This window comes from Clostridia bacterium, assembly GCA_035628995.1.
In the GTDB taxonomy this organism is placed as follows: Bacteria; Bacillota; Clostridia; order Lutisporales; family Lutisporaceae; genus BRH-c25.
In genome coordinates this window covers 39,287-63,953 of record DASPIR010000021.1, presented here as the reverse complement: position 1 = coordinate 63,953, position 24,667 = coordinate 39,287, and the positions used below count along the sequence as shown (strand labels likewise).

The following is a 24,667-nucleotide window of genomic DNA, read 5'->3' as shown; positions in this document are numbered from 1 at the left end:
CTTTACGTTTCACATAATCACCCCCTAGTGCTTATTAACATCCCAGATTCCCAGTCATTCAAAATGTTAATAACGCACTTCCTTGATGTTGTGCCCTGCTTCTAAAAACGAATTCTGTTACAGGGCACATTATGGTAATGCTATTGACGGGTTCTCCCTGGACTGCTTGTATAATACAAATTTCCCGCCAATCACCTGCACCACATCAGCACCAATTCTATCGGCTATTTCTATGCTTGCTTCCTTGGGCTCTGCCATGCTGTTGTTCAATACCTTTATCTTCAAAAGCTCTCTTGCCTCCAAAGCCGCGTCAATATCTGCTATCATGTTGTCGTTCAAGCCGCCCTTCCCTATAATGAAGGCAGGTTCCAGTGTGTTGGCAAGTCCTCTTAAATAAGCTCTTTGTTTGCTTGTTAACATATTATATTCCTCCGTTATGTTTAAAAGGCAGACTCGCGTCTGCCATAGGTTTTATACCTCTACTTCTTTTTTGAGCTTGCGTCGATGAGTTTCGTATCCAGGGTCACCCTTCTTCCATCCACTTCTGCTTTTTTCAGTATTGGTCACAAAATTCTCATTAATTATGATTTCGTTCTTCGCCAAGCAGAAATACGTAGCGGTGTTCTGTTTACAATTTTCGCAATGCATGCAGTTCATTTCCTACAATTGACCTCCAGTTCATCATTCAAAATATTCGAATTCTAATTCTTGCATTTTTACTGTGTCACCGTCTTTAACACCAAACTGCCTCAACTCATCAACGATACCCCTCTTTCTCAGTACCTTCTGAAAGTACTTTATAGAGTCGTTGTCCTCCATGTTAACTGATGCAAGCAGCTGCTCAACCAGTCTTCCTTCAACAACAAATACCCCATTTTCCTTTCTGACAGTAAATGGCTTATCACTTGTATTATTATGATACACTAAATCCAATATTTCTTCAACTGGTTCTTCAACATCTTTTACCTTTTCAAGCAGATTGTAAACTCTGTCCAACAGGGGCGCTATCCCTTCCCTAGTCGCAGCTGAAATGGCAAACACCTCATAGCCCTTCTTGCCCAATTCCTCAGCTACTATTCTGTAATTCTCCTCAGATTCAGGAATGTCCATTTTGTTGCAGGCAACCACCTGTGGTTTGTTCACAAGCTTTTCGCTGTAGATCTTAAGCTCATCATTTATTTTATAAAAATCTTCAAGGGGATCCCTTCCCTCAAGTCCTGAGGTATCTAACAAATGAATCAGCACTTTTGTTCTTTCAACATGCCGTAAAAAATCATGTCCAAGTCCCACACCACTTGATGCGCCTTCAATAAGTCCCGGTATATCTGCAATTACAAAGCTTCTGCCACCTTCCATCTCCACTACTCCCAAGTTTGGTACAAGAGTAGTAAAGTGGTAATTTGCTATTTTAGGCGTTGCAGAGGTCACAATGGATAAGAAGGTGGACTTCCCTACATTGGGGAAACCAACCAGTCCTACATCAGCCAAAAGCTTAAGCTCCATTTCAATCCATCTTTCCATGCCCTTCTCCCCTGGCTGTGCAAAATGGGGAGCCTGTCTTGTGGCAGTGGCAAAATGCTGATTTCCTTTCCCGCCCTTACCTCCGCGAGCAACAACAACTCTATCTCCCGGGTGCTTCAAATCCCCTATCAGTGATCCAGTCTCAACATCTCTCAGCAATGTACCGGCAGGTACCTTAATAAGCAGATCCTCAGCACTTCTGCCTGAGCAGTTAACGTTGCCTCCCATTTCTCCATCTTCTGCAACGTGTTTTCTCCTATACCTGAAGTCCATAAGCGTCCTCATATTCTCATCAACCACGAACACAATGTCTCCACCGTCTCCGCCGTCTCCGCCATTAGGCCCGCCATTAGGAGCATATTTCTCTCTTCGGAAGGCCACCCTGCCATCTCCGCCGTCCCCTGATTTTATGAATATTTTAGCTTTATCAATAAACATGTTTACACCCCATCGTTTTATGTTCGATTTTATTTTTTGCGAATGCTTAATACAAAAGTTGAATCATCCTCAAGCATTCTTCCATCAAAGCCTTTGTCATTGCAATGCTTTGTAATTCTATCCATGCATACTATACTTCTTTCAATCTTTTTCCAATATATTTCCTGCAGAGGAATAACAAAGCTTATAGGCTCGAGTTGCCCTTCCCTAAGCTCCCTGCAGTATATTTCCATTTGGAAGTCATCTGCACCTTCCCTCAAGTCAAATTGTATATGGGAATTTTTTAAGCCCTTATCATCAAGAACATACAAAAATATAGATACAGCATGATCCACAGCATGCAAAACGGCTTCATCATCAAGCATTCTTACAACAGGTTCAAAGCTTACATCGACATTGACCTCCAAGTTCAGATCAATACTCCCTGCTTCTTTGTCTTTAGTGTAAAGTAAATCGGCCAATTTTATACATTTGCAGTTATAGAGTCTTCCTATATTCTCCATTTGTGTGCAGTAATCTTTTATGTGCGAAAGCACCTTGTCCGGCTTTTTAAGCTGTGTGTAACCATACAGCACCTGCAATAGGTTGAAAAAATCATGGCGTTGCTCACTCAAATGAGCTTTGAGGCTTTCTATAGAACGTTCCTTCTCAGCTTCAAGCATGTCATAATCTCCTCCAACTCCATCATCTCTTCTGCCTTTTGTAATTACGCCGGTTTTGAATTCCTCTATATTTTTCTTCATTAATCAGTCCCCCATGTATTTCGGGATATACCCATGTATACATTATCAATTAAGGAAAATTATTCTAATAAAAATGATTAAAAATAAAGGTACAGTCTAGCCGTACCTTTATTGATTCTACGTTATTATTATGCCTAGTATACACTTACCTGCTTCTTGTCTCTACCTTTACGCTCGAATTTTACAACACCTTCTATAAGCGCAAACAGAGTATCGTCTTTACCTATCCCTACGTTTATGCCGGGATGGATCTTTGTTCCTCTCTGTCTTACAAGTATATTACCAGCAAGTACTGGCTGTCCGTCAGCCCTCTTTGTGCCAAGCCTCTGTGAATGAGAGTCTCTACCGTTTCTTGAGCTACCTACACCTTTCTTATGTGCAAATAACTGAAGGTTCATCTTGAACATATCTACACCTCCTCTTCAACTATATCAATGTGTTTTATATAGCTATCCTGAATATTCTTAAGTCCTTCATACATAGTTCCAAGTATTGCTTCACACATAATGCGCTTTCTTTCCGAGCCGGCGTTCATAAGATTACATGTGAGGTATCCCTCATCAATCTTATAAGCTACGTCTGCTTCTGCGACCTTTAAAAGTCCCAGCAGAGCCGTTTGGGCAAGGGCTGAAACTGCACTGCAGACGATATCCTTACCATGCGCAGCATAGCCAGAATGTCCTGTTACCTTGAAACCTGTTATTTCGCCCTCTCGGGCTTTATAGATTATAATCTTAATCATAAAAATCGCTTCTATGCGTTTATTTTTTCGATTTTAACCTTTGTGAATGGCTGTCTATGACCTTGTTTCTTTCTATAATCCTTCTTTGGCTTGTATTTGAAAACAATTACCTTCTTTTCCTTGCCATTCTGAATTACAGTTGCTTCTACTTTAGCACCTGAAACTACAGGACTACCAAGGTTCAGCTCACCATTGTTTCCTACAGCAAGTACTTCTTCAAACACAACCTTGGCACCGGATTCTACGTCAAGCTTTTCTACCATCAACACGTCACCTTCGTTAACCATATACTGCTTGCCGCCAGTCTTTATTATTGCATACATTAGGCTACACCTCCTCATAATTAAGTCTCGCCGAATACTAGGTAAAATTTTTAAAACCCGATTCGAGCGGATACGCCTACGCCAATATATATTATCATAACATACCTTGTTTGTCAATTATCCTGAACTTTTGTTTCATATTACTGGCGAACACTGTTCGCCCCTACGATTCCCGCACCTCGAACCAGTGAGCTCATATCTCCCTGCAGCCACCTTTGCGAAGCTCTGTAAGCTCGGACATACCAATACCCTTCACGGAATAACCCTCTCTATGAAGCTCAGCAGAAGTCCTGATAAGTACAGGTTTCTTATAGTCTTTCCCAAGTTCAATTAAATCTTCAGCTATGTAATAGTTTATAAGCTCCTCTACGTCGGGATGTATCTCAAGATAAACAGCCATGGCACCGGTATTAAAAAACAGGCTGTTTACCTCCTTCTCTATTTTTTTGACAATTGTCTCACTGGAGAGAATCCTTCCCTCTCCCTTGCAATATGGACATGGCGCCAGCAGAACATTCTCAATTCGCTGTCTTACCTTTTTCCTTGTCATTTCTACCAGACCCAACTGAGTCATTCCAAGTACGTTAGTCCTCGTTCTGTCTTTTCTCAATGCATTCTTCAGAGCCTCAAGAACTACACTTTCATGTTCGATATCAGGCATATCTATAAAGTCAATTATTATAATCCCCCCGATATCCCTTAGTCTTAGCTGCTTCGCTATCTCTTTTGCAGCATCTGTGTTTGTCTTCAGTACAGTATCTTTTAAATCAACCGTGCCGACGAATTTTCCGGTATTCACATCTATGGAGGTAAGTGCTTCAGTCTGGTCTATGACTATATAGCCGCCGCATTTAAGCCATACCTTCCGGTTTATTATCTTGCTTATCTGAGGTTCGACCTGATAAAACTCAAATATATCATAACCTTTATTATAGTATTCAACCTTGCTTCTAAGATGGGATGAAATCAGCGCAACAAGTTCACATACCTTTTCGTAGTTCTCTTTGTTGTTAATCACAAGCCGTTCTATACCCTTTGTGAACATGTCCCTGATGGTCCTGTATACGATGCTGATGTCCTTATGCACTATTCTCGGGGTAACTCCGGTTTTTTGCTTTTGTTTTATATTATCCCAAAGCTTCAGTAAAAAATTTATATCATTGCCTATATCCTCAGCTGTGCAGTCTTCTGCAGCTGTTCTGACTATCAGTCCCATTCCTTTTGGCTTCAATTCTTCAACAGTCTTTTTGAGTTTTTCTCTAGCTGCATCGCTCTCTATACGCCTGGATATCCCGATATATTCAACTGTTGGCATCAATACTACAAACCTTCCGGGAAGCGTGATGTGAGTGGTTACTCTTGCGCCTTTAGTGTCTATGGGCTCCTTCATAACCTGCACCATAATCTCCTGGCCTGCTTTCAGAAGCTCATCTATCTGATAATCCTTATACTGTGAGGGGTCGATGCATTCATCATCTTCATCAGAATATGTATTGGGCAGTGCATCCTTCACATATAAGAATGCATTCTTGTCCAAGCCTATATCAACAAAGGCTGCCTGCATCCCGGGCAGCACATTTTCTACCTTTCCCTTGTATATATTGCCTGTTATCCTTTCATTGCTCTGCCTTTCAATATATATTTCAGTCAGTTCCTTGTTTTCCAGCAGAGCAACCCTGGTCTGCCTTGAACCGACATCAATGATTATTTCCTTCATCAACATGTACTCCTTTGCCCTTCAAATGATATCAGCTTTCATATTCCAGCAAATCAACAAGTATATTATTCTTCTCAGCATAAACTTCTTCCCTGTTTATCCTAATTCCAACAATATTATAACCTGTAAATTCCTTGAAAGCCATCATTAATAATTCCGGCTTGAGATTCCCCCTGCTGCCGCTCAAGAGAAGACAGTCTATAATATACATATTCTCTCTTGCCTCAGAGAGCTTCATACCTACAATCATTGGTCTTATATCAACCTCTTTAAGCGCAAAGCCCTTCTTGGGCTGCTCCTTCATGACTTTAATACTGTCCTGTGCGATGAACTCTTCAATGCTCTTATTCAGGGCTTCAGCAGCAACATTTTCAATATTAATCCTAATCTTGTATCTTGCATGGGTGACAACAGACATTGCACTCTCAGAGTTTTCCCGCAGTTTCATGCCTCCAAGAATTTTTATTCCTTCAGGAAGAGAACTATTCAATCGGTCTTTTATCTCCTCGACATCCATTGTCCCAGACAGTTTAAAATCTACATATTCCGCATTACTTGTAACTCCAAGGGATAAAGGAGCACCGAAAGATATCTCCTGATGCGGGTTGAAGCCGATGCTGTATGATATGGGTATGCCTGTGCGCCTTATAGCCCGCTGGAATACTCTCATAAGATCCAGATGAGATATATATTTTACTTCGTTCCCTTTTGTAAATTTCAATCTTATATTCATTACTTGCAGACACCGCCTTCCTCAAGCAGATTTATACCGCAGCCTGTGCAGGCAGTCCTGCAATCTCTTGTAAGCTCAGCCTTAAGGGACTTTTTATACTCACTTCTCAAGTATTTCTTGTTTACCCCTACATCGATATGATCCCAAGGAAGAATCTCCTCAAAGTCCCTGCGCCTTATGGCATAAAAGTTAGGATCAATGCCGGTTTCTTCAAAAGCCTTCATCCAAACATCAAATTTAAAATGCTGATCCCAGCCGTCAAATTTACAGCCCAGCTCCCACGCCTTTATCAGGACATCGCAGAGCCTCCTGTCACCTCTTGCAAATACAGCTTCCATATAGCTTACATAAGGCTCATGCCAATTGAAGGTAATCTGTTTTTTCTTTATGGCTTTTTGCAGATACCTCTGCTTTTCTATAAGAGTGTCTATCGAGTCCTGCGGCTCCCACTGGTAGGGAGTAAACGGCTTGGGAACAAAGGAGGAAGCGCTCGCAGTTACATTCAGACCTCTTCCTCTTTTTTCCTTAGGCACTTGATAATACCTATCCACAACCTTAAAGGTCAAATCAGCTATTCCCTGAATATCTTCCATAGTCTCCGTTGGAAGGCCTATCATATAATACAGCTTGACGCTGCTGTAGCCCGTCTCAAAAGCCGCGCCCACAGAATTAATAAGGTCTTGTTCATCCACACCCTTATTAATGACATCTCTCATCCTCTGGGTACCTGCTTCCGGAGCAAAGGTAAGACCACTTTTCCTCACCTTCTGCACCTCTTGTACAAGCTTCAAAGAAAATGAGTCAATACGCAGAGATGGAAGCGAAAGTCCTATCCTCCTGCTCTGATATTTGGATACCAGCTTTTCTACCAGCTGGTGGAGCTTTGAGAAATCACTGGTTGATAAGGATGACAATGATATCTCCTCATAGCCGGAGCTTTGTATAAGCTTGTCGGCAATTTCTACAAGCTCCTCTACCTCTCTTTCCCTAACCGGCCTGTATATCATCCCTGCTTGGCAGAAACGGCAGCCTCTTGTACAGCCTCTGAATATTTCAAGCATTATCCTGTCATGGACAATGTCTATAAAAGGCACTATTATTTTGTCAGGGAAATAAGCGCCTTTTAGGCTCTTTATGACCCTCTTCTTTACCTTTTGCGGCATATCCTCGTTTACAGGCATAATTGCTTTTATTGTTGCATCTTCGTTGTAGTCAACATTGTAAAGCTTGGGCACATATACGCCTCTGATGCCGGCAATCATCTGCAGGAATTCATTCCTTGTACCCTTCGCTTCTTTCCACTTCCTATACACTTCCATTGCCTCAAGCAGCTGTTCCTCGCCTTCTCCAAGCATGAAAAAGTCCACAATGTCGTGTAGGGGCTCCGGGTTAAAGGCACATGGTCCTCCAGCAACTATGAAAGGATGATTTTCATTCCTTCCGCTGGATCTTATGGGTATCTCCGCCAAATCAAGCATGTTCACAATGTTTGTATAGCTCATCTCATATTGGAGTGTAAAACCTATAAAATCAAAACTGTCAATATAGTCCCTGCTTTCCAGTCCAAAAAGCTTTATATTGTTATTACGCATTTCTTTTTCCATATCAGGCCATGGTGCGAAGACCCTCTCGCAAAAAATGTCCTGCTGCTCGTTTAAAAGATGGTACAATATCTTCATTCCCAAATGAGACATTCCTACCTCATAAACATCAGGAAAACAAAAGGCAAATCTTATATCTACCTTTGAGGGATCTTTATGTATACTGTTCCATTCCGTCCCTATATATCTTCCTGGCTTTTCCACTCTGGGAAGCAGCTCCTCATATATGTATTCCTTTGTATTATCGTATATCATTTGTTCCTCCGATGCTTTTCAGTTTCGCGTTTCGCGTTTCGCGTTTCGCGCTTAAGCAAATTCTTCGAAAACTTACTCAATACTCGCAACTCGTAACTCGTAACTCGCAACCAGATAATTTTTAACATTTTGCTATAGCTTTATTTGCATAATAGTAAAATTGTCACACTCATATTATTACATAATTGTAGTATAAAATTCTACTAAATGTTTATAATTTGCCTGATTCTTCCGTCATAACCGTATTTTAGAAAGCCTTTCATAATTTCATCCTCACTGATTATTCTTTTTATTGCTCCTGAGGCATCCACTACCTGCACATAGCACAGAGTCACAGGACTGAAGCGATTAACAACCGAGCTTATCCGGGCATCCTCCCTGGCTTTTATAAACCTTTTTCTTATATGCCCCCGGGTGATAAGCATGTTCTTGGTGCTGTTCCCAGTGAAAAGGTAGTAATATGAGCTGAACTTCTCCTCTTTTACAGTGCCTATGTATATGAAGACAGCTGCAATAATAAGAGCAGCACTTCTGCTCCCGGTCGCAAGCATATATATATTGTATCCCAGCAGTATAAAGGCGGCTGCTCTTCCCGCCAATACCAGAATCCTTGTTGCCTGCCTGTAACCCATAAAGAAAATCAGCAGATTTCTTGCAATCTTGCCTCCATCCAATGGAATTATAGGCAGAAGGTTAAAAATGCAGATGACCAGATTGTATCTATAACCTAGCTCCATCAATCCAGAAAAGTTTCTGCAGAGGTAACATGCTCCGGCGACGAGTAAGCTTGTGACAGGTCCTGCAGCCGAGACAATAGCTTCTGCAGCGCCACCGAATTTTGACAGTTCCTCCATCCTGGCAACTCCCCCATATGGCAGCAGCTCAATCTCGAACACCTGTATTCTCATTTTTTTTGCGGTGAATACATGTCCAAGTTCATGGAGGAGCACACCTGCAAACAATATCAATGATTGCTGCAGCCAACCCGCAAAATAGCTTGCAAATAAAAAAAGGATAAAAAACGCATTAAGTTTTATCCTCACAATGTGAACCTCCAGCAATTCCGAACATGAATACAATATCTGCTTATTTTATCTGCCCTTTTACTGTACAATGCATTTCGCGAAATTCATATTGTAAAATTAATTCAAATTTCGCGTAAATGTTTCCTTAGTGTTATTGAATTCGCACCATACCCAAGTCATTTGCCCTTGTGCGTTCAATCTCCCATAAGCTTATCCATGGGGTTCAGTGCTGTTCCATTCTCCTGCACCTCAAAATGCAGGTGAGGGCCCGATGTAACCCCTGTATCTCCTACCTCGCCCAGTATATCCCCCTGCTTTACACTCTGACCCTCTTTGACGCTTATCTTATAGCAGTGTGCATAGACTACCTCATAATTACCGCTCTTAACTCTCACGTACTTGCCATTTATAGCATCCTCACCCACCTTAAGCACTTTGCCTGCCGTGGAGGATTTTATCGGAGTGCCGATTTTCGAATCAATATCTACTCCAGTATGCATTTTCACTGTTTTAAATACCGGGTGGACTCTTTCACCAAACTCTGAAGTTATCTCCCCTTCTACAGGCATTATAAAGCTTGGATTATCCTCAAAGCTTTCCTGTACTGCCCCTATTACCCCAAGATTTTTCTTTGCTTCTGGTATTATATTCTTTATATTTGAAAATGTTCCAAGAGCCTTGGAGAAATTCATATTCCAGTTTATAGTTGTTTTTATTCCGTCAGATATCGTATTTGTCAGATTCATATTAATATTATTTATCAAAAGTACTGCTGCTATGGTTACGAGGGATATGAAGGACTGCATGAGAAACCTGTCCAAGTAGCTCTTCTCTCCGTATTTCTTTGATTTGAACATACTGCCGACTTTTCTATATTCCTTTATGTACTTTGGTCTTGGAATATTTTCGAAATTATTGTTATTCATATATTCTCTCCCCCATAGTTCTTGTATATCTTGTATATCTTGTATATCTATATTATTGACCAGGGAGATTTATGTCCAATAAACACAAAAAACCCGGAGCAAACTGCTCCGGGTTTAGTAAACATGCTAAAACTTTCCGTTATCTTTCATTCTCTTTATGGGTATATTGGCAACAAGTGCAGGTACAGTGGAATCGTCAAACTCCCTTTTGGTTCTGGTAAGTTTGATTTCAAGCCCCTTTTCGTCAATCTCCATATAATCTGATATTACCTTTATCAGTTCACCCTTTATCATTTCAAGGAATTGAGGAGATACATTGGCCCTGTCATGGATTAAAACCAGTTTAAGTCTTTCCTTGGCTATATCCTTACTACTGTCACTCTTGCTAAACATTTTAAACAAGTCCATCACTTACACCTCCTCCTCCTATCTTTTCTTACTCAATCCAAACAGCTTTGCCACCCTATTGAAAAAGCCGTCGTCTGATTCCAGGTTCATGAACGGAACATCTTCTCCCATTATCCTTCTTACAATATTCCTATAGGCTTGTCCGGCCAAAGACTGCTCTACAGAAATTGCAGGTTCCCCTCTGTTGGTCGAAACAACAATGAAATCATCATCAGGAACCACTCCTATGAGGTCTATGGCAAGGATGTCAATCATATCATCAATATTCATCATATCCCCGCGTTTAACCATATCCATCTTGATTCTATTTATTATAAGCATAGGATTTCTCAGTCCGTTTGCTTCCAGGAGCCCTATTATCCTATCCGCATCCCTTACAGCCGATACTTCAGGTGTAGTAACTACAATTGCCCTGTTTGCACCCGCTATTGCGTTTTTAAACCCCTGCTCTATTCCTGCAGGGCAGTCAAATATGACATATTCAAATTCTTCTGCAAGCTCTGCAGCAAGCTTCTGCATTTGTTCAGGATTAACTGAATTCTTGTCCTTTGTCTGCGCAGCTGGAAGCAAATACAGGTTAGGGTATCTTTTATCCTTAATCAGCGCTTGTCTCATTCTGCAAACTCCATCAACAACGTCAACAAGGTCATATACTATTCTATTTTCCAAACCCATTACAACGTCCAGATTCCTCAGCCCGATATCTGCATCAACCAAAACAACGCTTTTGCCTCTAAGTGCCAAGCCGGTGCCTATATTTGCCGTAGTAGTTGTTTTGCCAACCCCACCTTTTCCTGATGTAACAACAATTACTTCACCCATTATACTACCTCCATTATTTATTACCTACCCGAATTATTCCGTATTTATTACTTGTTCCGTAAATATGGTTCTACAACTACCATCCCCTGCTTTACCATCGCGATCTCAGGATTATTGTACTTGCTGCCCAGCCCATCAGGAGAACGTGTTATTATATCGCCTATTCTAAGCTGTGTGGGCTGCATTTTATATGCAACAATGAATGCTCCGTAGTCACCGTTGGCACCTGCGTGAACAATTCCTCTCATTGTGCCCATAATGATGACCGACCCGCCTGCTTTAATGTGTGCTCCGGGATTCACATCGCCGACAATCACTACATCACCTTTATACTGAATCAACTGTCCTGATCTGAGAGTAGCCCTAATTAACAGTGCTTCTCCTTTATGCACGTTTTCGAAAGGAAGCTGCTCAAGCATGTCGGGCTTTTTTATTTCAAAACTTTCAGCTTTTGCTTCAAAGCTTTTTTCATTAAAGCTCCCAACCACTGTCATTCCATATTCTTGTTCTATGACTTCCTTAAGATCATCAAACTCTTCCTGAGTCAGTTTTTTCCCCTTGAAGTTCATTATCTTTGCACCTTCGAAAAAACGTTTGGAAGGTTTGATTTTCTTGTCAAGATTGGCCTTTATTGTGTCCAAATCCATTTCTTCTTTTAGTATTATGTATAACCCATCTTTTGTACCTTTAAAAATAACTGCGTTTTCAGCCATGACAGTACCCCCGGTCGCTTTCGTTAAATAAGTGCATATAAGCTCTATATTATAAAAATAGCTTTCCTATGCATTATAAATTTCTTCATAATTAGCATAAATCCTTCTTTTTCGCGAAAAAAAGTATGTTTGACACAGTCAAACATACTTTTTGTTATGGAATTATATCATTATCCATTAATATGTTGTCCTTCGCCGCCTCAGGAGCCAGATACTCTTCAATTATTGCCCTGGCAATCGGTGCAGGATAGTTTCCATGTCCGCCCTGGAATATCAGAACTGCAACTGCAATCTCAGGTTTTTCATAAGGCGCAAAAGCAACGAACCAAGCATGGCTGTCTAAACCCTTACCCGCTTCGGCAGTACCCGTCTTACCGGAAATTACAACCTTGCTGCCTACAAAAGCACTTCTGGCTGTTCCTCCTGCTTCATTGGTAACAGCGTACATGCCTTGCTTTATTGCTTCAAGATTGGCTGATGAAATCTCTATCTTTTCCGCCACTTCCGGCTGCTTTGCGAGCTTCACAGTACCATCATAGCCTATGACCTTATCTACAAGGTATGGTTTGTATCTCGTACCACCGTTTACTACGGCCGCAGTGGCATCTAAAAGCTGAAGAGGGGTAACATCGTTCAGCCCCTGGCCTATTGTCGCATTTAGCACATTCCCCGGCTGGTACTTGCTCTCACTTATATACCTCAATACTCTTTCCACTGCTTTGGCATCGGTAATGCCAAGCTCTTTAAGTCTTGTTCTTATCTGCCTGGTGCCAGGGTTATTGTCTATATATCCTTTTATCTCATCAAGTATTTTCTGATCATTTATTTTCAAATTGTTTACAATGTAGTTTCCCAGATATCTCTTATACTGGTCCTTTTTATGCTCAGGCCCTTCTACGCTGCCTTTGTACTCTGAGGGAAGCTCTATGCCTGATTTCTCTCCAAAGCCGAATCTCTCGGCATACTTTTCAAATGTCTCTCCGCCTATTCTTCTTCCAACCTCAAAGAAAAAGTAGTTGCATGAGTTCTTAATTGCCAACGACACATTTTGATTATAATGAGGTATACCTGTTGACTTAAATATTGAACAGGAAGGAGATACCCCAGGTATCGCAGTATAATGACCTTTATCAAATATATTTTCTGTAGGAGTGATTGCCCCAGTCTCCAAGCCGGCTACGGCACTAACCAGCTTCATGGTTGAGCCCGGAGGAAGAGTGGCTGAAATTGCATTATTTATAAGCGGCTTTGGTGCATACACATCCTTACTTGTAGGCTGAAGCATCTTCCAGGCTTCGTTGGTTATTCCCGCCGCAAAAATATTGGGGTCAAATTTAGGTTCACTTGCAAGAGCCAGTATCTTCCCGGTATTCACATCAATAGCTACTACTGCACCGGAGGTTGCGTTGGGATAAGTCTTGTCCTTCCCTACACCGTTTCTTATTTCCTCCATGGTTTTTGTCAGTGAATCCTCCGCTATTTTCTGAAGCTTGTTATCAATGGTCAAGAAAACTGTATCACCTGGAATCGGATCTATTTCATCTATTGTATTTATCAATGTTCCGTTTACGTCTACCTCGATTTGCTTCGACCCATCCTTACCCTTAAGATACTTTTCCATTGAGCTCTCAATGCCGGATTTGCCAATAAGATCCTGAGGTGTATATCCCTGCTTTGAAAGCTCTTCGAGCTCAGTTCCTATTTTGCTCATATATCCTACGATGTGACTTGCAAAATCTTTATTAGCGTAATATCTTAGCGGCTTCTGAATTATTTCTACACCAGGCAGGAATATCTTATTCTCTTCAATTTTCGCTCTTGTCTCTTTTTTTATGTTTGTGGCGATTTCCACAGGCTCATAGGCCTTATATTTGTTCTGTCCAACCAGATATTTAACCGTCAGTATTTTTTTAGCCTTTTGGTCATCATATATATCTCTGGGTATCTTATATTTTATACAAAGAGCATCAAATACTTCCTGGGCACTTTTCTCAGCACTAAAGCCATTGCTTTGCTTCCATTTCAATTCTGACTTCCTAAAGTCATATTGGAATTCAGTAATATCAAAAGGAAGCTCAACATTGTTCTCATCCTTCAGCAGCTCATAAGCTTCCAGGTCAATAGTATCCACCGGAATGCCATAGTCCACCCTGAGCTTTGCAAATGCTTCTCGAGCTGTAGCATTTGCTGAGATACCATACTTCTTTTTCCAGTTGCTCTCATCATCCTGGTAGGAAAACCTTGTGGGGTTAATAAGTATGGGAATTTCATCCCTATAGGTATCTCCATTTTGCTCGATTATGTTAATCGTGGAAAGCGCTATGTCATTCAGAGTCTCCTGTGGTATTTCGGTTTTCATAATATTAACAGAATAACTTTGCTTGTTCCCCGCTATAGTGCGTCCGAATTTATCCACGATTGGACCTCTGGGAGCAGTAACCGAAATATTCCTCGTCCTTAAGGTCTCAGATTTTTTCCAATAGTAATCACCTTTTACTATTTGCAAATCCGCCAGCCTGAAAGCAATAACAAAAAAAATTAAAATTGTGACTACCCGAACAATATCAAGTCTATCTTTAAAATATTTTTTAAACATATAATCACCCGACAATACCTTATAATTATTAAATAGCTGCTCATCTAAACAAAAGTTCTCATAGTGATATAACTGGTTACGCGTTTCGTGTTGCGTGTTATGCGTATTTAGCTCGTTCTACGAAGCCTATCTGGACGACCACTAGTCGAGAATCTAATCTCCATACTCTTGTTTCCTACTCCATAGCCATTCTTAAATCGCGAAACTCGAAATGCGTAACGCGAAACCATACTATTCAGGAATACCTGATATTCCTTTAGTATATTCTCCTGTTCATGAACGGGGCTTCATCCAACTTGTAAATATACCTGTATAAAATCGAACCCACTGCTGCATTATAAATAGCCTGTGGAAATATCACCTTCAAGAGCATGTACATATATGAGACTCCTGTGCTGGAAATATTATTTGAGAAATAAGCGAGCAGCATGAAACTATGCTGAAATATAATTATTGCAATAAAGTTGAAAATAAAGGAGGGTATGAAGCTGTCCTTGAATACGTTTTCATGAGCCTGCCCAATAACATACCCTGTCACCATATAGGACAGAGCATTTATACCTATGGCTCGTCCATACATCATATCTATGAGCAGCCCTATTCCCAGACCCGTAAAAGCGCCATAGGAGCTTCCCCTCATAATCGCATAAGCTACAATAATCATTATGGAGAAGTCCGGCTTTATACCATATATGCGCGTATACTGAAACAGAGTCGATTCAAGTATGACATTTACAACTGCCAATGTGCAAATAACTGCTATCCTCACAAGCTACCCCTCACTTTAATGTTTTTCAACACAACATATTTCCAACTATTCAAGTGTTGAAAATACATTTCCTTGGTGTTGTGCCTCTGCAGGATAAGGAATCCTTCCTGTTAAGAGGCACATATTTATTTTACCGTCTTTATAACAAATACTTCTTCCAATCTTTTAAAATCAACTGAAGGTTCTATCTCAACCATTTTTTGCAGCTTTCGCTCCTGTTTTTCTACACTTTTTACCTTTCCAATATATAGTCCCTCTGGCAGTGTACTGTATTCAGAGGTTATAATGTCATCGCCCTTGACTATATCTGCTTCAAGCTCCATAATTGCTGTGACATCATAGTCAGAGCTCCCTGATACAATACCCATATCCCTTGTCCTATTTACAACTATACTTACAGAGCTTCTTTCATCAATGATTGCCATAATCTTAGAATAATTAGCGCCTACCTCTATTATTTTCCCTACAAGATAACCGTGACTGACTATTACCGCATCATTGACTTCAATTCCGTCTTTGGAGCCTTTATTTATTGTATAGACATCATACCAATTGCCCGGATCCCGGCCTGTTACGCTAGCCCCTATATAATTAAACTGCGTATTTGATTCCTTAAACTCCAACAGACTGCGCAGTCTGTTGTTCTCTAGTGCCATCTGGATAAGCTGTCTGTTCTGGTCCTTTAGCGTCTCCAATTCAACCTTAAGTGCTTCGTTGTCAGTTTTAAGGTTCCTTAAATCATACAAGCTCTTAAAGGTATTCTCAAAGAACTCCCCTGAGGAGTAGAACACCCTCTGTACCGGGGTTATTATTCTCCCGAACAATCCCCCCAAAACATCAGGTCTTGTCCTACCTTGAGAAGTAATAGTAATCAATACTATTAATAGTATTGATATTATTATTACAGAAATAAAAAGCTTATTTCTAATCCTCATATATATATAACCTCACACTAATACTTTTTATATCTAATTTTTTTCTTATTAATAATTACTTGAATTCTTATGCCTTATAGAATATGGTCTGCTGATTTCATCATACTGCTCTAAAGCCTTTCCTGTACCCATAGCAACGCAATCCAGAGGATTCTCAGCTACCTGAACTGGCATTCCTGTTTCCTGTCTTACCAAGGCATCCAGGCCGTGCAGAAGAGCTCCACCTCCGGACAGCATTATTCCTCTGTCCATGATATCTGCAGCTAACTCAGGGGGTGTCTTCTCCAAAGTACTCTTAATACCATCCAGAATAGTTGCAACCGGCTCTCTTAAAGCTTCAAGCACTTCCTCTGAAGTAATTTTTATAGTCTTCGGCAAACCAGTTACAAGGTCTCTTCCTTTGATATCTATTGAACCTTCAACAGCGTGGGGAAATGCAGAACCGATAGTGATTTTAATATCCTCACCGGTACGCTCTCCAATTGCTAAATTGTAAGTTCTCTTGATATAGTGCACTATTGCTTCGTCCTGCTTATCCCCAGCTGCTCTTATAGATTTGCTTGTAACTATTCCGCCCAGGGAAATCACAGCAATTTCTGTAGTGCCTCCACCCATGTTGACTATCATGCTTCCGGTAGGCTCCCCAACAGGAAGGCCAGCTCCAATAGCAGCTGCCATTGGCTCTTCAATAAGCCTCGCAGTACGTGCTCCCGCCTGCATTGCCGCTTCTTCAACTGCTCTTCTTTCTACTTCAGTGATACCTGACGGCACACTGACAAGAACCCTGGGTTTTCCAACAGTGGAACCGCCGTATGCTTTTCCTATGAAATATTTGATCATTCTGTGCGTGATATTGAAGTCAGCTATCACGCCGTCCCTCATGGGCCTTATTGCTACGATATTGCCAGGGGTTCTCCCTATCATCTTTTTCGCCTCGTCACCTACTGCCATGACTGCATTGGTGTCAAGCTTCATAGCGACAACTGAAGGCTCCCTAACAATAATCCCTTTTCCTCTCACATATACCAGGGTATTTGCAGTACCCAAATCTATACCAATATCCTTTGAAAAAAAATTAAATAAACCCATTATAAAAATGTCCTCCTTAACAAAATACACATATCATTTGTATTATAATTTACTACTTATAGGGTGCAATTATAGAAATAGTCTTTTTTATATGTTTTACAAGTCCAGTGCAAGTTATTCACCGCACCAAGCAGATTTACATTTTTTTGTTAATTTGCCGGTCTATGGGCTTTATCATATCAAAACAGACCTTTTTCCTTCATACTTATATACTTACCATCTCCAATAATTATATGATCAACAAGTTCAATACCTATGAGCTTCCCCGCTTCAGAAATCCTTGCAGTTATTCCTATATCCTCGCTGCTTGGCGATGGATCACCGCTCGGATGATTATGCACCATAATTATGCTTGCACTCGATTTTTTAATTGCGGGATTGAAAACCTCCCGCGGATGCACGATTGAAGCATTCAAGCTCCCTATTGAAATTTCCTCTACTGATATAAGATTACATTTTATATTTAAAAGTACTAGCTTCATATGTTCCTTTTTAAGATATCTCATATCTTCCATAAGTAAATCCGCAACATCCTTGGGGCTCTTTACAGGCTTGTCCACCCCGAGCTCAAATGTACTCAAACGTTTGCCCAGTTCAATTGCAGCTTTTATCTGTGCAGCCTTAGCCTGGCCTATTCCTTTGATGCAAGACATCTGCTCCACTTTACTGTCAACCAAGTACCTGAGTCCTTGCTCTTGTTTCAATATTCGATGCGCCAGTGAAATAGCATTTTCTTCCTTGGTGCCAACCCTTAATAGTACCGCCAGGAGTTCTGCATTTGAGAGAACAGCAGCGCCGTGTCTTATAAGACGCTCTCTGGGTCTTTCCTCAGCCGGGAGATCTTTAATTGTAGCATGACCATCCTGTATCTTCATATGCACATTCTCCTATATAAGCCTAATCCCAAAACAATTCAGCATTTTCCCAAGTCGGAACAGTGGAAGTCCCACAACATTAAAATAATCCCCTTCTATTCCTTCAATAAATAATGAACCCATGCCTTGTATTGCGTAAGCTCCTGCTTTATCCATCGGTTCTCCGGTATTTATATAAGCCGTAATCTCAGCATCGCTCAGTTCCTTCATTTTTACCTTGGTGCTTTCATACTCGGTCTGGCTTTCTCCTGAAGCAGTATTGATTATACTGAGACCTGAAAACACCAGGTGCTGCTTCCCGCTAAGGTTTTTCAGCATATTGAAGGCGTCCTCTTTATCCCTGGGTTTTCCCATAATCCCATCAAGGTATACAATTGTATCAGAGCCTATTACCAATGCTTCCCCCTGTACTGCTCCTGCTATATCCTTTGCCTTCATATAGGCAAAATACTCCACAAGCTTTTCCGGTGGCAGCTCAATTACCTGCTCCTCAAATTCAGACGGAATTATTTCAAATAAAACTCCAGCTTGTGATAATAATTCTTTTCTCCTTGGTGAATTTGATGCCAGTATTATTCTCATAAGTCTCCCCTGTTCGGTTAAATACTAAGAATCTAAAGTTTTTTGTATAAAAAAATCGCGAGTACAATACCAAGTATACTAAACATATTGATATCAAAGTTCAATCCTAATGTAAGTCTAAGCACATGAAAATTCCACTCATGTGTGGAAATACCCAAGTTATATCCATACTTCAGTATTGGAAGATACTTGCCCAGCAGCTCACCTAAGAAGCCTCCTACAACTAGACCGCATATCACCATTAAAAGCATCACCAAACCACTTCTACTGCTCTCTCTTCTCAACAAGTTCAACTCCTTTATTATTAGCATTTCTTATGTATTGTAAACTGTGAGGTGTAAAATGTCGATATCTGTTTTTTATTGGTGAGAATCCAGTAATTCATACAATGCCTCAAGTTTAAGTTTAACATTTTAAATACTAGACTTCAACTTATTTGGAACCCATTTAACATCCAAAAATCGACAATTTATATAATATATAGACAAAACAAGGGTTAACGACTTTACGTTAACCCTTGTTTACCATATTATTCTATTTCATTTCAATAGCATCTTTAGGGCACTTAACTGAGCATTGACTGCAGCCGACACATTTGTCGTCCAGTACCTTATGCTTGCTTTTAAGCTCGCCTTCAATTGCTTCGAAGTTGCAATGCTTTTTACAAATTGCGCAGCCTATGCACTTATCATCACTAATGAAAGCTTTCTTTCTATCTGCAAAATTTGCGTATATGGTCTTTGTAGGACACACTTCCGCGCACATCATACAGTTGACGCATTTGCTGTAGTCTATCTTCGCTACATTGTTCTCAACCTTGATTGCATCAAATTTGCATGCTTTTACGCATTTCTGGCAAGCTATACAACCGATCTTGCAAACATCCATTGTAGATTTGCCTTTATCCAGATTCTTGCAAAGCACTCTTACCTTATTTGATACTGGAACCAGTTCGATTATTCCCTTAGGACATACTGCTATGCACTTTTTGCAGGCAGTACATTTTTCTTCATCTACAACAGCAGCGCCATTGACTACGTGAATAGCATCAAATGGACATTCTCTAACACAGGTGCCAAGTCCAGTACAGCCGTAACGGCAGCTCTTGGATCCACCTGCGAGCATTTCGGCTGCCTTGCAGTCCTCTATGCCCTGATATTCATATTTTTCTTTAGCATTATTCTTATCTCCGCAGCAAATTACTCTTGCTACTTCGCGTTCCATGCTGCCTGCTTCTACACCCATAATCACAGAAAGTTTTGCCGCAAGCTCAGCTCCTCCTACAGGACAAGTTGTAATTGCTGCATCGCCTCTTGCGATGGCCTCTGCTAGAGCATCGCAGCCAGCATAGCCGCATCCGCCGCAGTTAGCACCAGGTAAAACTTCTCTGACTTCTGTAACCCTAGGGTCAACTTCAACAGCAAATTTCTTTGATGCATACGCAAGTACAATACCGAAGAAAACTGCGATTCCCCCCAAGACTATGACAGGCCAGATTATATTATTAATCAAGGTAGTCACCTCTACTTTCTATAATAACTACAGCAATCCACTAAATAAGCCGCTGAATCCAAGGAAAGCAATGGAAAACAGGCTGGCTGCCAACATTGCTATCGGGAATCCGTCCAAGGCTTTTGGAGTGGGTGCAAACTCAAGTCTCTCTCTCACTCCTGCAAAGAGTACTATTGCAAGTGTGAAGCTCAGACCCCCGCCTACTCCGTTTACAAGGGTTTCGATAAGATTGTAATTACTCTGAATATTTAATATAGCAACCCCTAGCACTGCGCAGTTGGTAGTAATAAGAGGCAGATACACACCAAGTGCCTGATATAGTGTAGGACTTGTCTTTTTAATAACCATTTCAACAAACTGAACAAGTCCTGCAATAACCAATATAAAGGCGATGGTTTGCATATATCCTATCCCAAGAGGAATAAGAATAAAGTACTGAACCATCCAGCATATTACAGATGCAAGACCCATAACGAAAGTAACTGCCAAGCTCATTCCTACTGCAGTCTCTACCTTCTTTGACACTCCCAAGAACGGGCAAATACCCAAGAACCTGGAGAGGACAAAGTTATTTATAAATATTGCACTAATTATTATTAATCCCAGTCTCATCTTTATCCTCCTCCTTAGCTCTTTTTCAAGCTCATAATTTTGTTAAATGCAGCAATTGAAAGTCCAAATACCATGAAGCCTCCTGGGGGCAGTATCATTATCAATGCTGGTTCAAAATTTGCTCCGAATAACTGCATTCCGAAGAATGTACCAGCTCCAAGAACTTCCCTGACTGAACTTATTACTGTAAGAGCAACTGTAAATCCAAGACCCATTCCAATACCATCCATAACAGAATTCAATGGCGGGTTCTTTGCTGCAAAAGCTTCTGCTCTGGCAAGTATTATACAGTTAACAACTATAAGAGGGATAAATATTCCCAGCTGTTTATCCAACTCCGGCGAAAACGCCTGTATAAGCATCTGAACTACTGTAGTAAATGTAGCAATAACTACAACATATATCGGAATTCTAACCTCATTTGGCACTATCTTTTTTATAAGTGATATTATAAGGTTTGAGCCTATAAGAACCGCAGCTGCTGCTATTCCCATACCAATACCATTAAACACAGCAGTAGTAACAGCAAGGGTAGGACAGGTTCCAAGGACCAACCTGAATGTAGGATTCTCTTTTAAGAGTCCATTACTGAAATCCTTCCAAAGATTCATTATTTTCACCTCCAAATTTTCTCGGATATTGAACGCACACAAGTATCCATAATGGGTATAGTGCGAATTCAATAACAATCAATGTAACCGTTTCGCAGAATTTGTTTGAATTTATAATTGTTTTCTGCGAAACACCTTATTACTTACCTGATAATTCCTTTGCCGCTTCAAGGGCCTGGTTAACTCCGTCCGCAATTGCCCTTGATGTGATTGTCGCACCTGCCAATGCAGCAATTTCATTATCCTTTGGAGTACCGCTCTTTATAACGTTGATTGGATTGCCCCAGGTCTTACCGCCGAACTGATCCTGGAACTTCGGAGTTGCTGCATTTTTCCCAAGTCCTGGAGTCTCATTGTTGTTTCCGACTTTAATTCCCTGTACACTGCCATCTGCAGTAACACCAACAACTACATCTATTGCTCCGGCATAACCCTTAGGAGCCACTTTGACAGCATAGCCTATAATACTTCCTCCAGCCTTTGCTGTATATATTTCTGTTACGAATTTATATTTATCATTGGATTTCAAAGCGGAAAAAGTGCTATCATCCAGCTTCTCAAATGCATCCGCTCCGGGAAGTACTGTCTTTCTTGCTTCATCGCTTGCAATTACAAGCTGTTCCTGTATCTTTTCATAGGTTACTGCATTTGTATAACCTAGACCTGCAGCAGCAATAGCACATACTAGCAACAAGACACCGGCCAATCTAATATAATCACGCACTTTTCTTCACCTCCCCGAATTTCTTGGGCATTGTATACTTATCAATAAGAGGAGTTGCAAGGTTCATCAGAAGTATTGAATAGGAAACGCCCTCCGGATAGCCTCCATAGAATCTTATAACCGAAGTTAAGATACCGCAGCCTACGCCGAAAATTATCTGACCTCTTGCAGACATTGGAGATGATGAGTAGTCTGTAGCCATAAATATTGCACCGAGGAAAAGTCCTCCTGCAAATACATGATAAATCATAGCAAAGGGATCAAAGCCTCCGAAGAGGAATGAAAGTACCGCTACCGTTCCTATAAAAGCAACAGGTATTCTGTGGCTTATTACTCCCCTATACAACAGATAAGCTCCGCCAATTATAAGTGCAAGTGCTGATGTCTCACCTATACATCCACCTACATTGCCCAAAAAGAGATTCATGACATTTGGCAATGCCTGTCCTGCCGCTTCTCCACCCTTTATGATAGCAAGTGGTGTTGCTGTTGAAACAGCATCTGGTCCAGGCGCAACCCAGGTAGTCATTCTCACCGGCCATGAAGCCAGAAGCATAGCTCTCGCTGCCAATGCAGGGTTTATAAAGTTGAAACCCAATCCGCCAAAGCACTGTTTTGCGACTGAGATTGCAAATACCGATCCAACAGCTACTATCCAAAGAGGAAGTGTAACCGGTACGTTGAAAGCAATAAGCATTCCTGTAACTACAGCACTTAAGTCATTTATTGTAATGGGCTTGCCCATTATCTTCTGCATAACAGCTTCAGTAGCCACGGCAAACGCAACAGCAGTAACTGTAAGGGTCAGTGCTCCGAACCCAAAGTATAATATCCCGGCAAAAAGCGCGGGCATAAGTGCAATTATTACATCCAGCATTATCCTCTGGGTACTTTCCCCAGATCTGATATGCGGCGATGAAGATACCAAATATCTAGTATTTTCCATGCTTTTCCCTCCCATCACTTAGACTGGGCTTTTTTGCGCCTAGCCAGTATCTCGCGTTTTGATACCCTTATAGAATCAACAAGCGGTCTTTTGGCAGGGCATACAAAAGAACACGATCCACATTCTATACAATCCATTGCATTTAATGCCTCAGCCTGCTCATGCTTGTTTGCGAGCGAGCATGCACTGATATTTACAGGCATTAAATTTATTGGACATGTTTCTACACACTTTCCACACCTTATGCAATTTGAAGGCTCAGGCAGCCTTGCTTCCTCTTCAGAAAGCACGAGAATTCCTGATGTGCCTTTTATTGCCGGTATATCCAATGAGAATTGGGTTATACCCATCATAGGTCCGCCTGCAATAATCTTCCCTATATTGCCCTTAAGTCCTCCACATTGGTCTATTACCTCCCTGAAAGACGTTCCTATCTTTACTAAAAGGTTCTTAGGATTATTCACTCCAGCACCTGTAATAGTTACTATTCTCTCAATCAAAGGCATCCCTGTCTTTATTGCTTGAGCCACAGCAGCAGCTGTTCCGACATTGTTGACGACGACTCCCGCATCTGCAGGCAGCCCGCCTGATGGAACTTCGCGCTTTGTGCATGCAAAAATAAGCTGTTTTTCAGCACCTTGTGGATATTTTGTTTTTAATGCAACTACTTCAATACCTTCAATTCCTTTAGCTGCTTCATAGACTTTTTCTATCGCATCGGGTTTGTTTGTCTCAATACCAATATACCCTTTTTTCACTCCCAATGCTTTCATAAGCGCCTGTAATCCGAATACAACATCATCCGGGTATTCAAGCATCAGCCTGTGGTCTGAAGTCAGGTACGGTTCACATTCAGCACCGTTTAAAATTACTGTATCCACCTTTTTATCAGGTGGCGGAGCCAGCTTCACATGAGTCGGGAAGGTCGCGCCTCCCATTCCTACTATACCAGCTTCTTTTATTATGTTTTTTACATCCTCTGCTGAAAGCTTTGAAAGGTCTCCCTTAGGAGTAACTTCAGCCGAAACGGTATTCTGCATGTCAGATTCAATAACAACACATGGAACAGCCATTCCTCCTGAATAAAGTCTTGGCTCCACAGCCACAACCTTTCCTGATACACTAGAGTGTACCGGAACTGATACAAAGCCTTTAGCTTCTCCTATCTTCTGCCCTACCTTTACCTCATCACCAATCTGCACAATAGGGTCGCATGGAGCACCTATATGCTGCTGCATAGGAATTACAACAACTTTAGGTTCATTTGCTCTTTCAATTGCCAGATTTTCAGTAGCTTTTTTACTGTGTGGTGGATGAGTTCCGCCCTTAAACGTCAATGTTCTTATATCCAATTAGCTCACCCCTTAATTTATATAAATATTTTAAGTGTAGAAATTGAGACCGTGTAAACTCACAATTAGTATCTATTCGACGCTTGTATACAAAATC

At 41.0% G+C, this 24,667-nt stretch carries 28 protein-coding genes; all 28 read right to left on the bottom strand.

Going from position 1 to position 24,667, the window contains the following annotated elements; genetic code table 11:
- Positions 1-129: 129 nt before the first annotated feature.
- Entirely contained in the window at positions 130-420 is a 291-nt protein-coding gene (yhbY, locus tag VEB00_06155) for a ribosome assembly RNA-binding protein YhbY (protein HYF82592.1), read from the bottom strand.
- 51 nt (positions 421-471) lie between these two features.
- The gene (locus VEB00_06150) at positions 472-657 is read right to left on the bottom strand and encodes a hypothetical protein (GenBank protein ID HYF82591.1); all 186 of its coding nucleotides are present in this window, start codon (positions 655-657) and stop codon (positions 472-474) included.
- Positions 658-681: 24 nt separating this feature from the next.
- Positions 682-1,959 (bottom strand): GTPase ObgE, encoded by a 1,278-nt coding sequence (gene obgE, locus VEB00_06145; protein HYF82590.1) that lies wholly within the window; start codon positions 1,957-1,959, stop codon positions 682-684.
- A 29-nt stretch (positions 1,960-1,988) separates the two neighbouring features.
- A complete protein-coding gene (locus VEB00_06140) occupies positions 1,989-2,702 on the bottom strand; it encodes a Spo0B domain-containing protein (protein ID HYF82589.1) in 714 nt (237 codons plus the stop codon).
- Between the two features lie 134 nt (positions 2,703-2,836).
- Positions 2,837-3,109 (bottom strand): 50S ribosomal protein L27, encoded by a 273-nt coding sequence (gene rpmA / locus VEB00_06135; GenBank protein HYF82588.1) that lies wholly within the window; start codon positions 3,107-3,109, stop codon positions 2,837-2,839.
- A gap of 2 nt (positions 3,110-3,111) precedes the next feature.
- On the bottom strand, positions 3,112-3,444 hold the full coding sequence (locus VEB00_06130) for a ribosomal-processing cysteine protease Prp (GenBank protein HYF82587.1): 333 nt from the start codon (positions 3,442-3,444) through the stop codon (positions 3,112-3,114).
- Positions 3,445-3,455: 11 nt separating this feature from the next.
- The gene (rplU, locus tag VEB00_06125; protein HYF82586.1) at positions 3,456-3,767 is read right to left on the bottom strand and encodes a 50S ribosomal protein L21; all 312 of its coding nucleotides are present in this window, start codon (positions 3,765-3,767) and stop codon (positions 3,456-3,458) included.
- 193 nt (positions 3,768-3,960) lie between these two features.
- Positions 3,961-5,484 carry an Rne/Rng family ribonuclease gene (locus VEB00_06120; GenBank protein HYF82585.1) on the bottom strand — a complete coding sequence of 508 codons (1,524 nt, stop codon included), beginning with the start codon at positions 5,482-5,484 and terminating at the stop codon, positions 3,961-3,963.
- Between the two features lie 31 nt (positions 5,485-5,515).
- Positions 5,516-6,217: a TIGR03936 family radical SAM-associated protein gene (locus VEB00_06115; GenBank protein HYF82584.1), complete on the bottom strand. Its 702-nt coding sequence runs from the start codon at positions 6,215-6,217 to the stop codon at positions 5,516-5,518.
- Positions 6,217-8,073: a TIGR03960 family B12-binding radical SAM protein gene (locus VEB00_06110; protein ID HYF82583.1), complete on the bottom strand. Its 1,857-nt coding sequence runs from the start codon at positions 8,071-8,073 to the stop codon at positions 6,217-6,219. Before VEB00_06110 ends, VEB00_06115 begins: the two co-directional genes overlap by 1 nt.
- A 203-nt stretch (positions 8,074-8,276) precedes the next feature.
- Positions 8,277-9,116, bottom strand: a complete 840-nt coding sequence (locus VEB00_06105) for a M50 family metallopeptidase (protein HYF82582.1) — start codon at positions 9,114-9,116, stop codon at positions 8,277-8,279.
- Positions 9,117-9,292: 176 nt separating this feature from the next.
- A complete protein-coding gene (locus VEB00_06100; GenBank protein ID HYF82581.1) occupies positions 9,293-10,024 on the bottom strand; it encodes a M23 family metallopeptidase in 732 nt (243 codons plus the stop codon).
- A 126-nt stretch (positions 10,025-10,150) separates the two neighbouring features.
- Complete coding sequence (gene minE / locus VEB00_06095) at positions 10,151-10,432, bottom strand: cell division topological specificity factor MinE (GenBank protein ID HYF82580.1); 282 nt, start codon at positions 10,430-10,432, stop codon at positions 10,151-10,153.
- An 18-nt stretch (positions 10,433-10,450) separates the two neighbouring features.
- Complete coding sequence (gene minD, locus VEB00_06090) at positions 10,451-11,254, bottom strand: septum site-determining protein MinD (GenBank protein ID HYF82579.1); 804 nt, start codon at positions 11,252-11,254, stop codon at positions 10,451-10,453.
- Positions 11,255-11,301: 47 nt separating this feature from the next.
- The gene (gene minC / locus VEB00_06085; GenBank protein HYF82578.1) at positions 11,302-11,967 is read right to left on the bottom strand and encodes a septum site-determining protein MinC; all 666 of its coding nucleotides are present in this window, start codon (positions 11,965-11,967) and stop codon (positions 11,302-11,304) included.
- Positions 11,968-12,121: 154 nt separating this feature from the next.
- Entirely contained in the window at positions 12,122-14,563 is a 2,442-nt protein-coding gene (locus VEB00_06080; protein HYF82577.1) for a penicillin-binding transpeptidase domain-containing protein, read from the bottom strand.
- Positions 14,564-14,819: 256 nt separating this feature from the next.
- Positions 14,820-15,332 carry a rod shape-determining protein MreD gene (gene mreD, locus VEB00_06075; protein ID HYF82576.1) on the bottom strand — a complete coding sequence of 171 codons (513 nt, stop codon included), beginning with the start codon at positions 15,330-15,332 and terminating at the stop codon, positions 14,820-14,822.
- A 125-nt stretch (positions 15,333-15,457) separates the two neighbouring features.
- Positions 15,458-16,267: a rod shape-determining protein MreC gene (gene mreC / locus VEB00_06070; GenBank protein ID HYF82575.1), complete on the bottom strand. Its 810-nt coding sequence runs from the start codon at positions 16,265-16,267 to the stop codon at positions 15,458-15,460.
- Between the two features lie 48 nt (positions 16,268-16,315).
- On the bottom strand, positions 16,316-17,356 hold the full coding sequence (locus VEB00_06065; protein ID HYF82574.1) for a rod shape-determining protein: 1,041 nt from the start codon (positions 17,354-17,356) through the stop codon (positions 16,316-16,318).
- Between the two features lie 179 nt (positions 17,357-17,535).
- Positions 17,536-18,231: a DNA repair protein RadC gene (gene radC, locus VEB00_06060; protein HYF82573.1), complete on the bottom strand. Its 696-nt coding sequence runs from the start codon at positions 18,229-18,231 to the stop codon at positions 17,536-17,538.
- A gap of 12 nt (positions 18,232-18,243) precedes the next feature.
- Complete coding sequence (locus tag VEB00_06055) at positions 18,244-18,813, bottom strand: Maf family protein (GenBank protein ID HYF82572.1); 570 nt, start codon at positions 18,811-18,813, stop codon at positions 18,244-18,246.
- Positions 18,814-18,845: 32 nt separating this feature from the next.
- Positions 18,846-19,100 carry a DUF4321 domain-containing protein gene (locus VEB00_06050; GenBank protein ID HYF82571.1) on the bottom strand — a complete coding sequence of 85 codons (255 nt, stop codon included), beginning with the start codon at positions 19,098-19,100 and terminating at the stop codon, positions 18,846-18,848.
- 247 nt (positions 19,101-19,347) lie between these two features.
- Positions 19,348-20,322, bottom strand: a complete 975-nt coding sequence (locus tag VEB00_06045) for a Fe-S cluster domain-containing protein (GenBank protein ID HYF82570.1) — start codon at positions 20,320-20,322, stop codon at positions 19,348-19,350.
- A gap of 30 nt (positions 20,323-20,352) precedes the next feature.
- Positions 20,353-20,937: an electron transport complex subunit RsxA gene (gene rsxA / locus VEB00_06040; protein ID HYF82569.1), complete on the bottom strand. Its 585-nt coding sequence runs from the start codon at positions 20,935-20,937 to the stop codon at positions 20,353-20,355.
- A 14-nt stretch (positions 20,938-20,951) separates the two neighbouring features.
- A complete protein-coding gene (locus tag VEB00_06035; protein HYF82568.1) occupies positions 20,952-21,548 on the bottom strand; it encodes an electron transport complex subunit E in 597 nt (198 codons plus the stop codon).
- 139 nt (positions 21,549-21,687) lie between these two features.
- The gene (locus tag VEB00_06030) at positions 21,688-22,272 is read right to left on the bottom strand and encodes an RnfABCDGE type electron transport complex subunit G (protein ID HYF82567.1); all 585 of its coding nucleotides are present in this window, start codon (positions 22,270-22,272) and stop codon (positions 21,688-21,690) included.
- Positions 22,265-23,218, bottom strand: coding sequence for an RnfABCDGE type electron transport complex subunit D (locus VEB00_06025; GenBank protein HYF82566.1), 954 nt, complete (start codon positions 23,216-23,218; stop codon positions 22,265-22,267). Before VEB00_06025 ends, VEB00_06030 begins: the two co-directional genes overlap by 8 nt.
- Before the next feature lie 14 nt (positions 23,219-23,232).
- On the bottom strand, positions 23,233-24,564 hold the full coding sequence (rsxC, locus tag VEB00_06020) for an electron transport complex subunit RsxC (protein HYF82565.1): 1,332 nt from the start codon (positions 24,562-24,564) through the stop codon (positions 23,233-23,235).
- Positions 24,565-24,667: the final 103 nt, after the last annotated feature.

Bases quoted from the DNA above. Each gene is read 5' to 3' on its own strand.
- minC (HYF82578.1), bottom strand. From the start codon at position 11,967: ATGGCTGAAAACGCAGTTATTTTTAAAGGTACAAAAGATGGGTTATAC.
- VEB00_06065 (HYF82574.1), bottom strand. From the start codon at position 17,356: ATGGGTTTATTTAATTTTTTTTCAAAGGATATTGGTATAGATTTGGGT.
- VEB00_06110 (HYF82583.1), bottom strand. From the start codon at position 8,073: ATGATATACGATAATACAAAGGAATACATATATGAGGAGCTGCTTCCC.
- rpmA (HYF82588.1), bottom strand. From the start codon at position 3,109: ATGTTCAAGATGAACCTTCAGTTATTTGCACATAAGAAAGGTGTAGGT.
- VEB00_06055 (HYF82572.1), bottom strand. From the start codon at position 18,813: ATGAGAATAATACTGGCATCAAATTCACCAAGGAGAAAAGAATTATTA.
- mreC (HYF82575.1), bottom strand. From the start codon at position 16,267: ATGAGGATTAGAAATAAGCTTTTTATTTCTGTAATAATAATATCAATA.
- rplU (HYF82586.1), bottom strand. From the start codon at position 3,767: ATGTATGCAATAATAAAGACTGGCGGCAAGCAGTATATGGTTAACGAA.
- obgE (HYF82590.1), bottom strand. From the start codon at position 1,959: ATGTTTATTGATAAAGCTAAAATATTCATAAAATCAGGGGACGGCGGA.
- yhbY (HYF82592.1), bottom strand. From the start codon at position 420: ATGTTAACAAGCAAACAAAGAGCTTATTTAAGAGGACTTGCCAACACA.
- VEB00_06080 (HYF82577.1), bottom strand. From the start codon at position 14,563: ATGTTTAAAAAATATTTTAAAGATAGACTTGATATTGTTCGGGTAGTC.
- VEB00_06130 (HYF82587.1), bottom strand. From the start codon at position 3,444: ATGATTAAGATTATAATCTATAAAGCCCGAGAGGGCGAAATAACAGGT.
- VEB00_06035 (HYF82568.1), bottom strand. From the start codon at position 21,548: ATGAATCTTTGGAAGGATTTCAGTAATGGACTCTTAAAAGAGAATCCT.
- minD (HYF82579.1), bottom strand. From the start codon at position 11,254: ATGGGTGAAGTAATTGTTGTTACATCAGGAAAAGGTGGGGTTGGCAAA.
- VEB00_06150 (HYF82591.1), bottom strand. From the start codon at position 657: ATGAACTGCATGCATTGCGAAAATTGTAAACAGAACACCGCTACGTAT.
- VEB00_06120 (HYF82585.1), bottom strand. From the start codon at position 5,484: ATGAAGGAAATAATCATTGATGTCGGTTCAAGGCAGACCAGGGTTGCT.
- VEB00_06100 (HYF82581.1), bottom strand. From the start codon at position 10,024: ATGAATAACAATAATTTCGAAAATATTCCAAGACCAAAGTACATAAAG.
- rsxA (HYF82569.1), bottom strand. From the start codon at position 20,937: ATGAGACTGGGATTAATAATAATTAGTGCAATATTTATAAATAACTTT.
- VEB00_06115 (HYF82584.1), bottom strand. From the start codon at position 6,217: ATGAATATAAGATTGAAATTTACAAAAGGGAACGAAGTAAAATATATA.
- VEB00_06025 (HYF82566.1), bottom strand. From the start codon at position 23,218: ATGGAAAATACTAGATATTTGGTATCTTCATCGCCGCATATCAGATCT.
- VEB00_06140 (HYF82589.1), bottom strand. From the start codon at position 2,702: ATGAAGAAAAATATAGAGGAATTCAAAACCGGCGTAATTACAAAAGGC.
- radC (HYF82573.1), bottom strand. From the start codon at position 18,231: ATGAAGATACAGGATGGTCATGCTACAATTAAAGATCTCCCGGCTGAG.
- minE (HYF82580.1), bottom strand. From the start codon at position 10,432: ATGGACTTGTTTAAAATGTTTAGCAAGAGTGACAGTAGTAAGGATATA.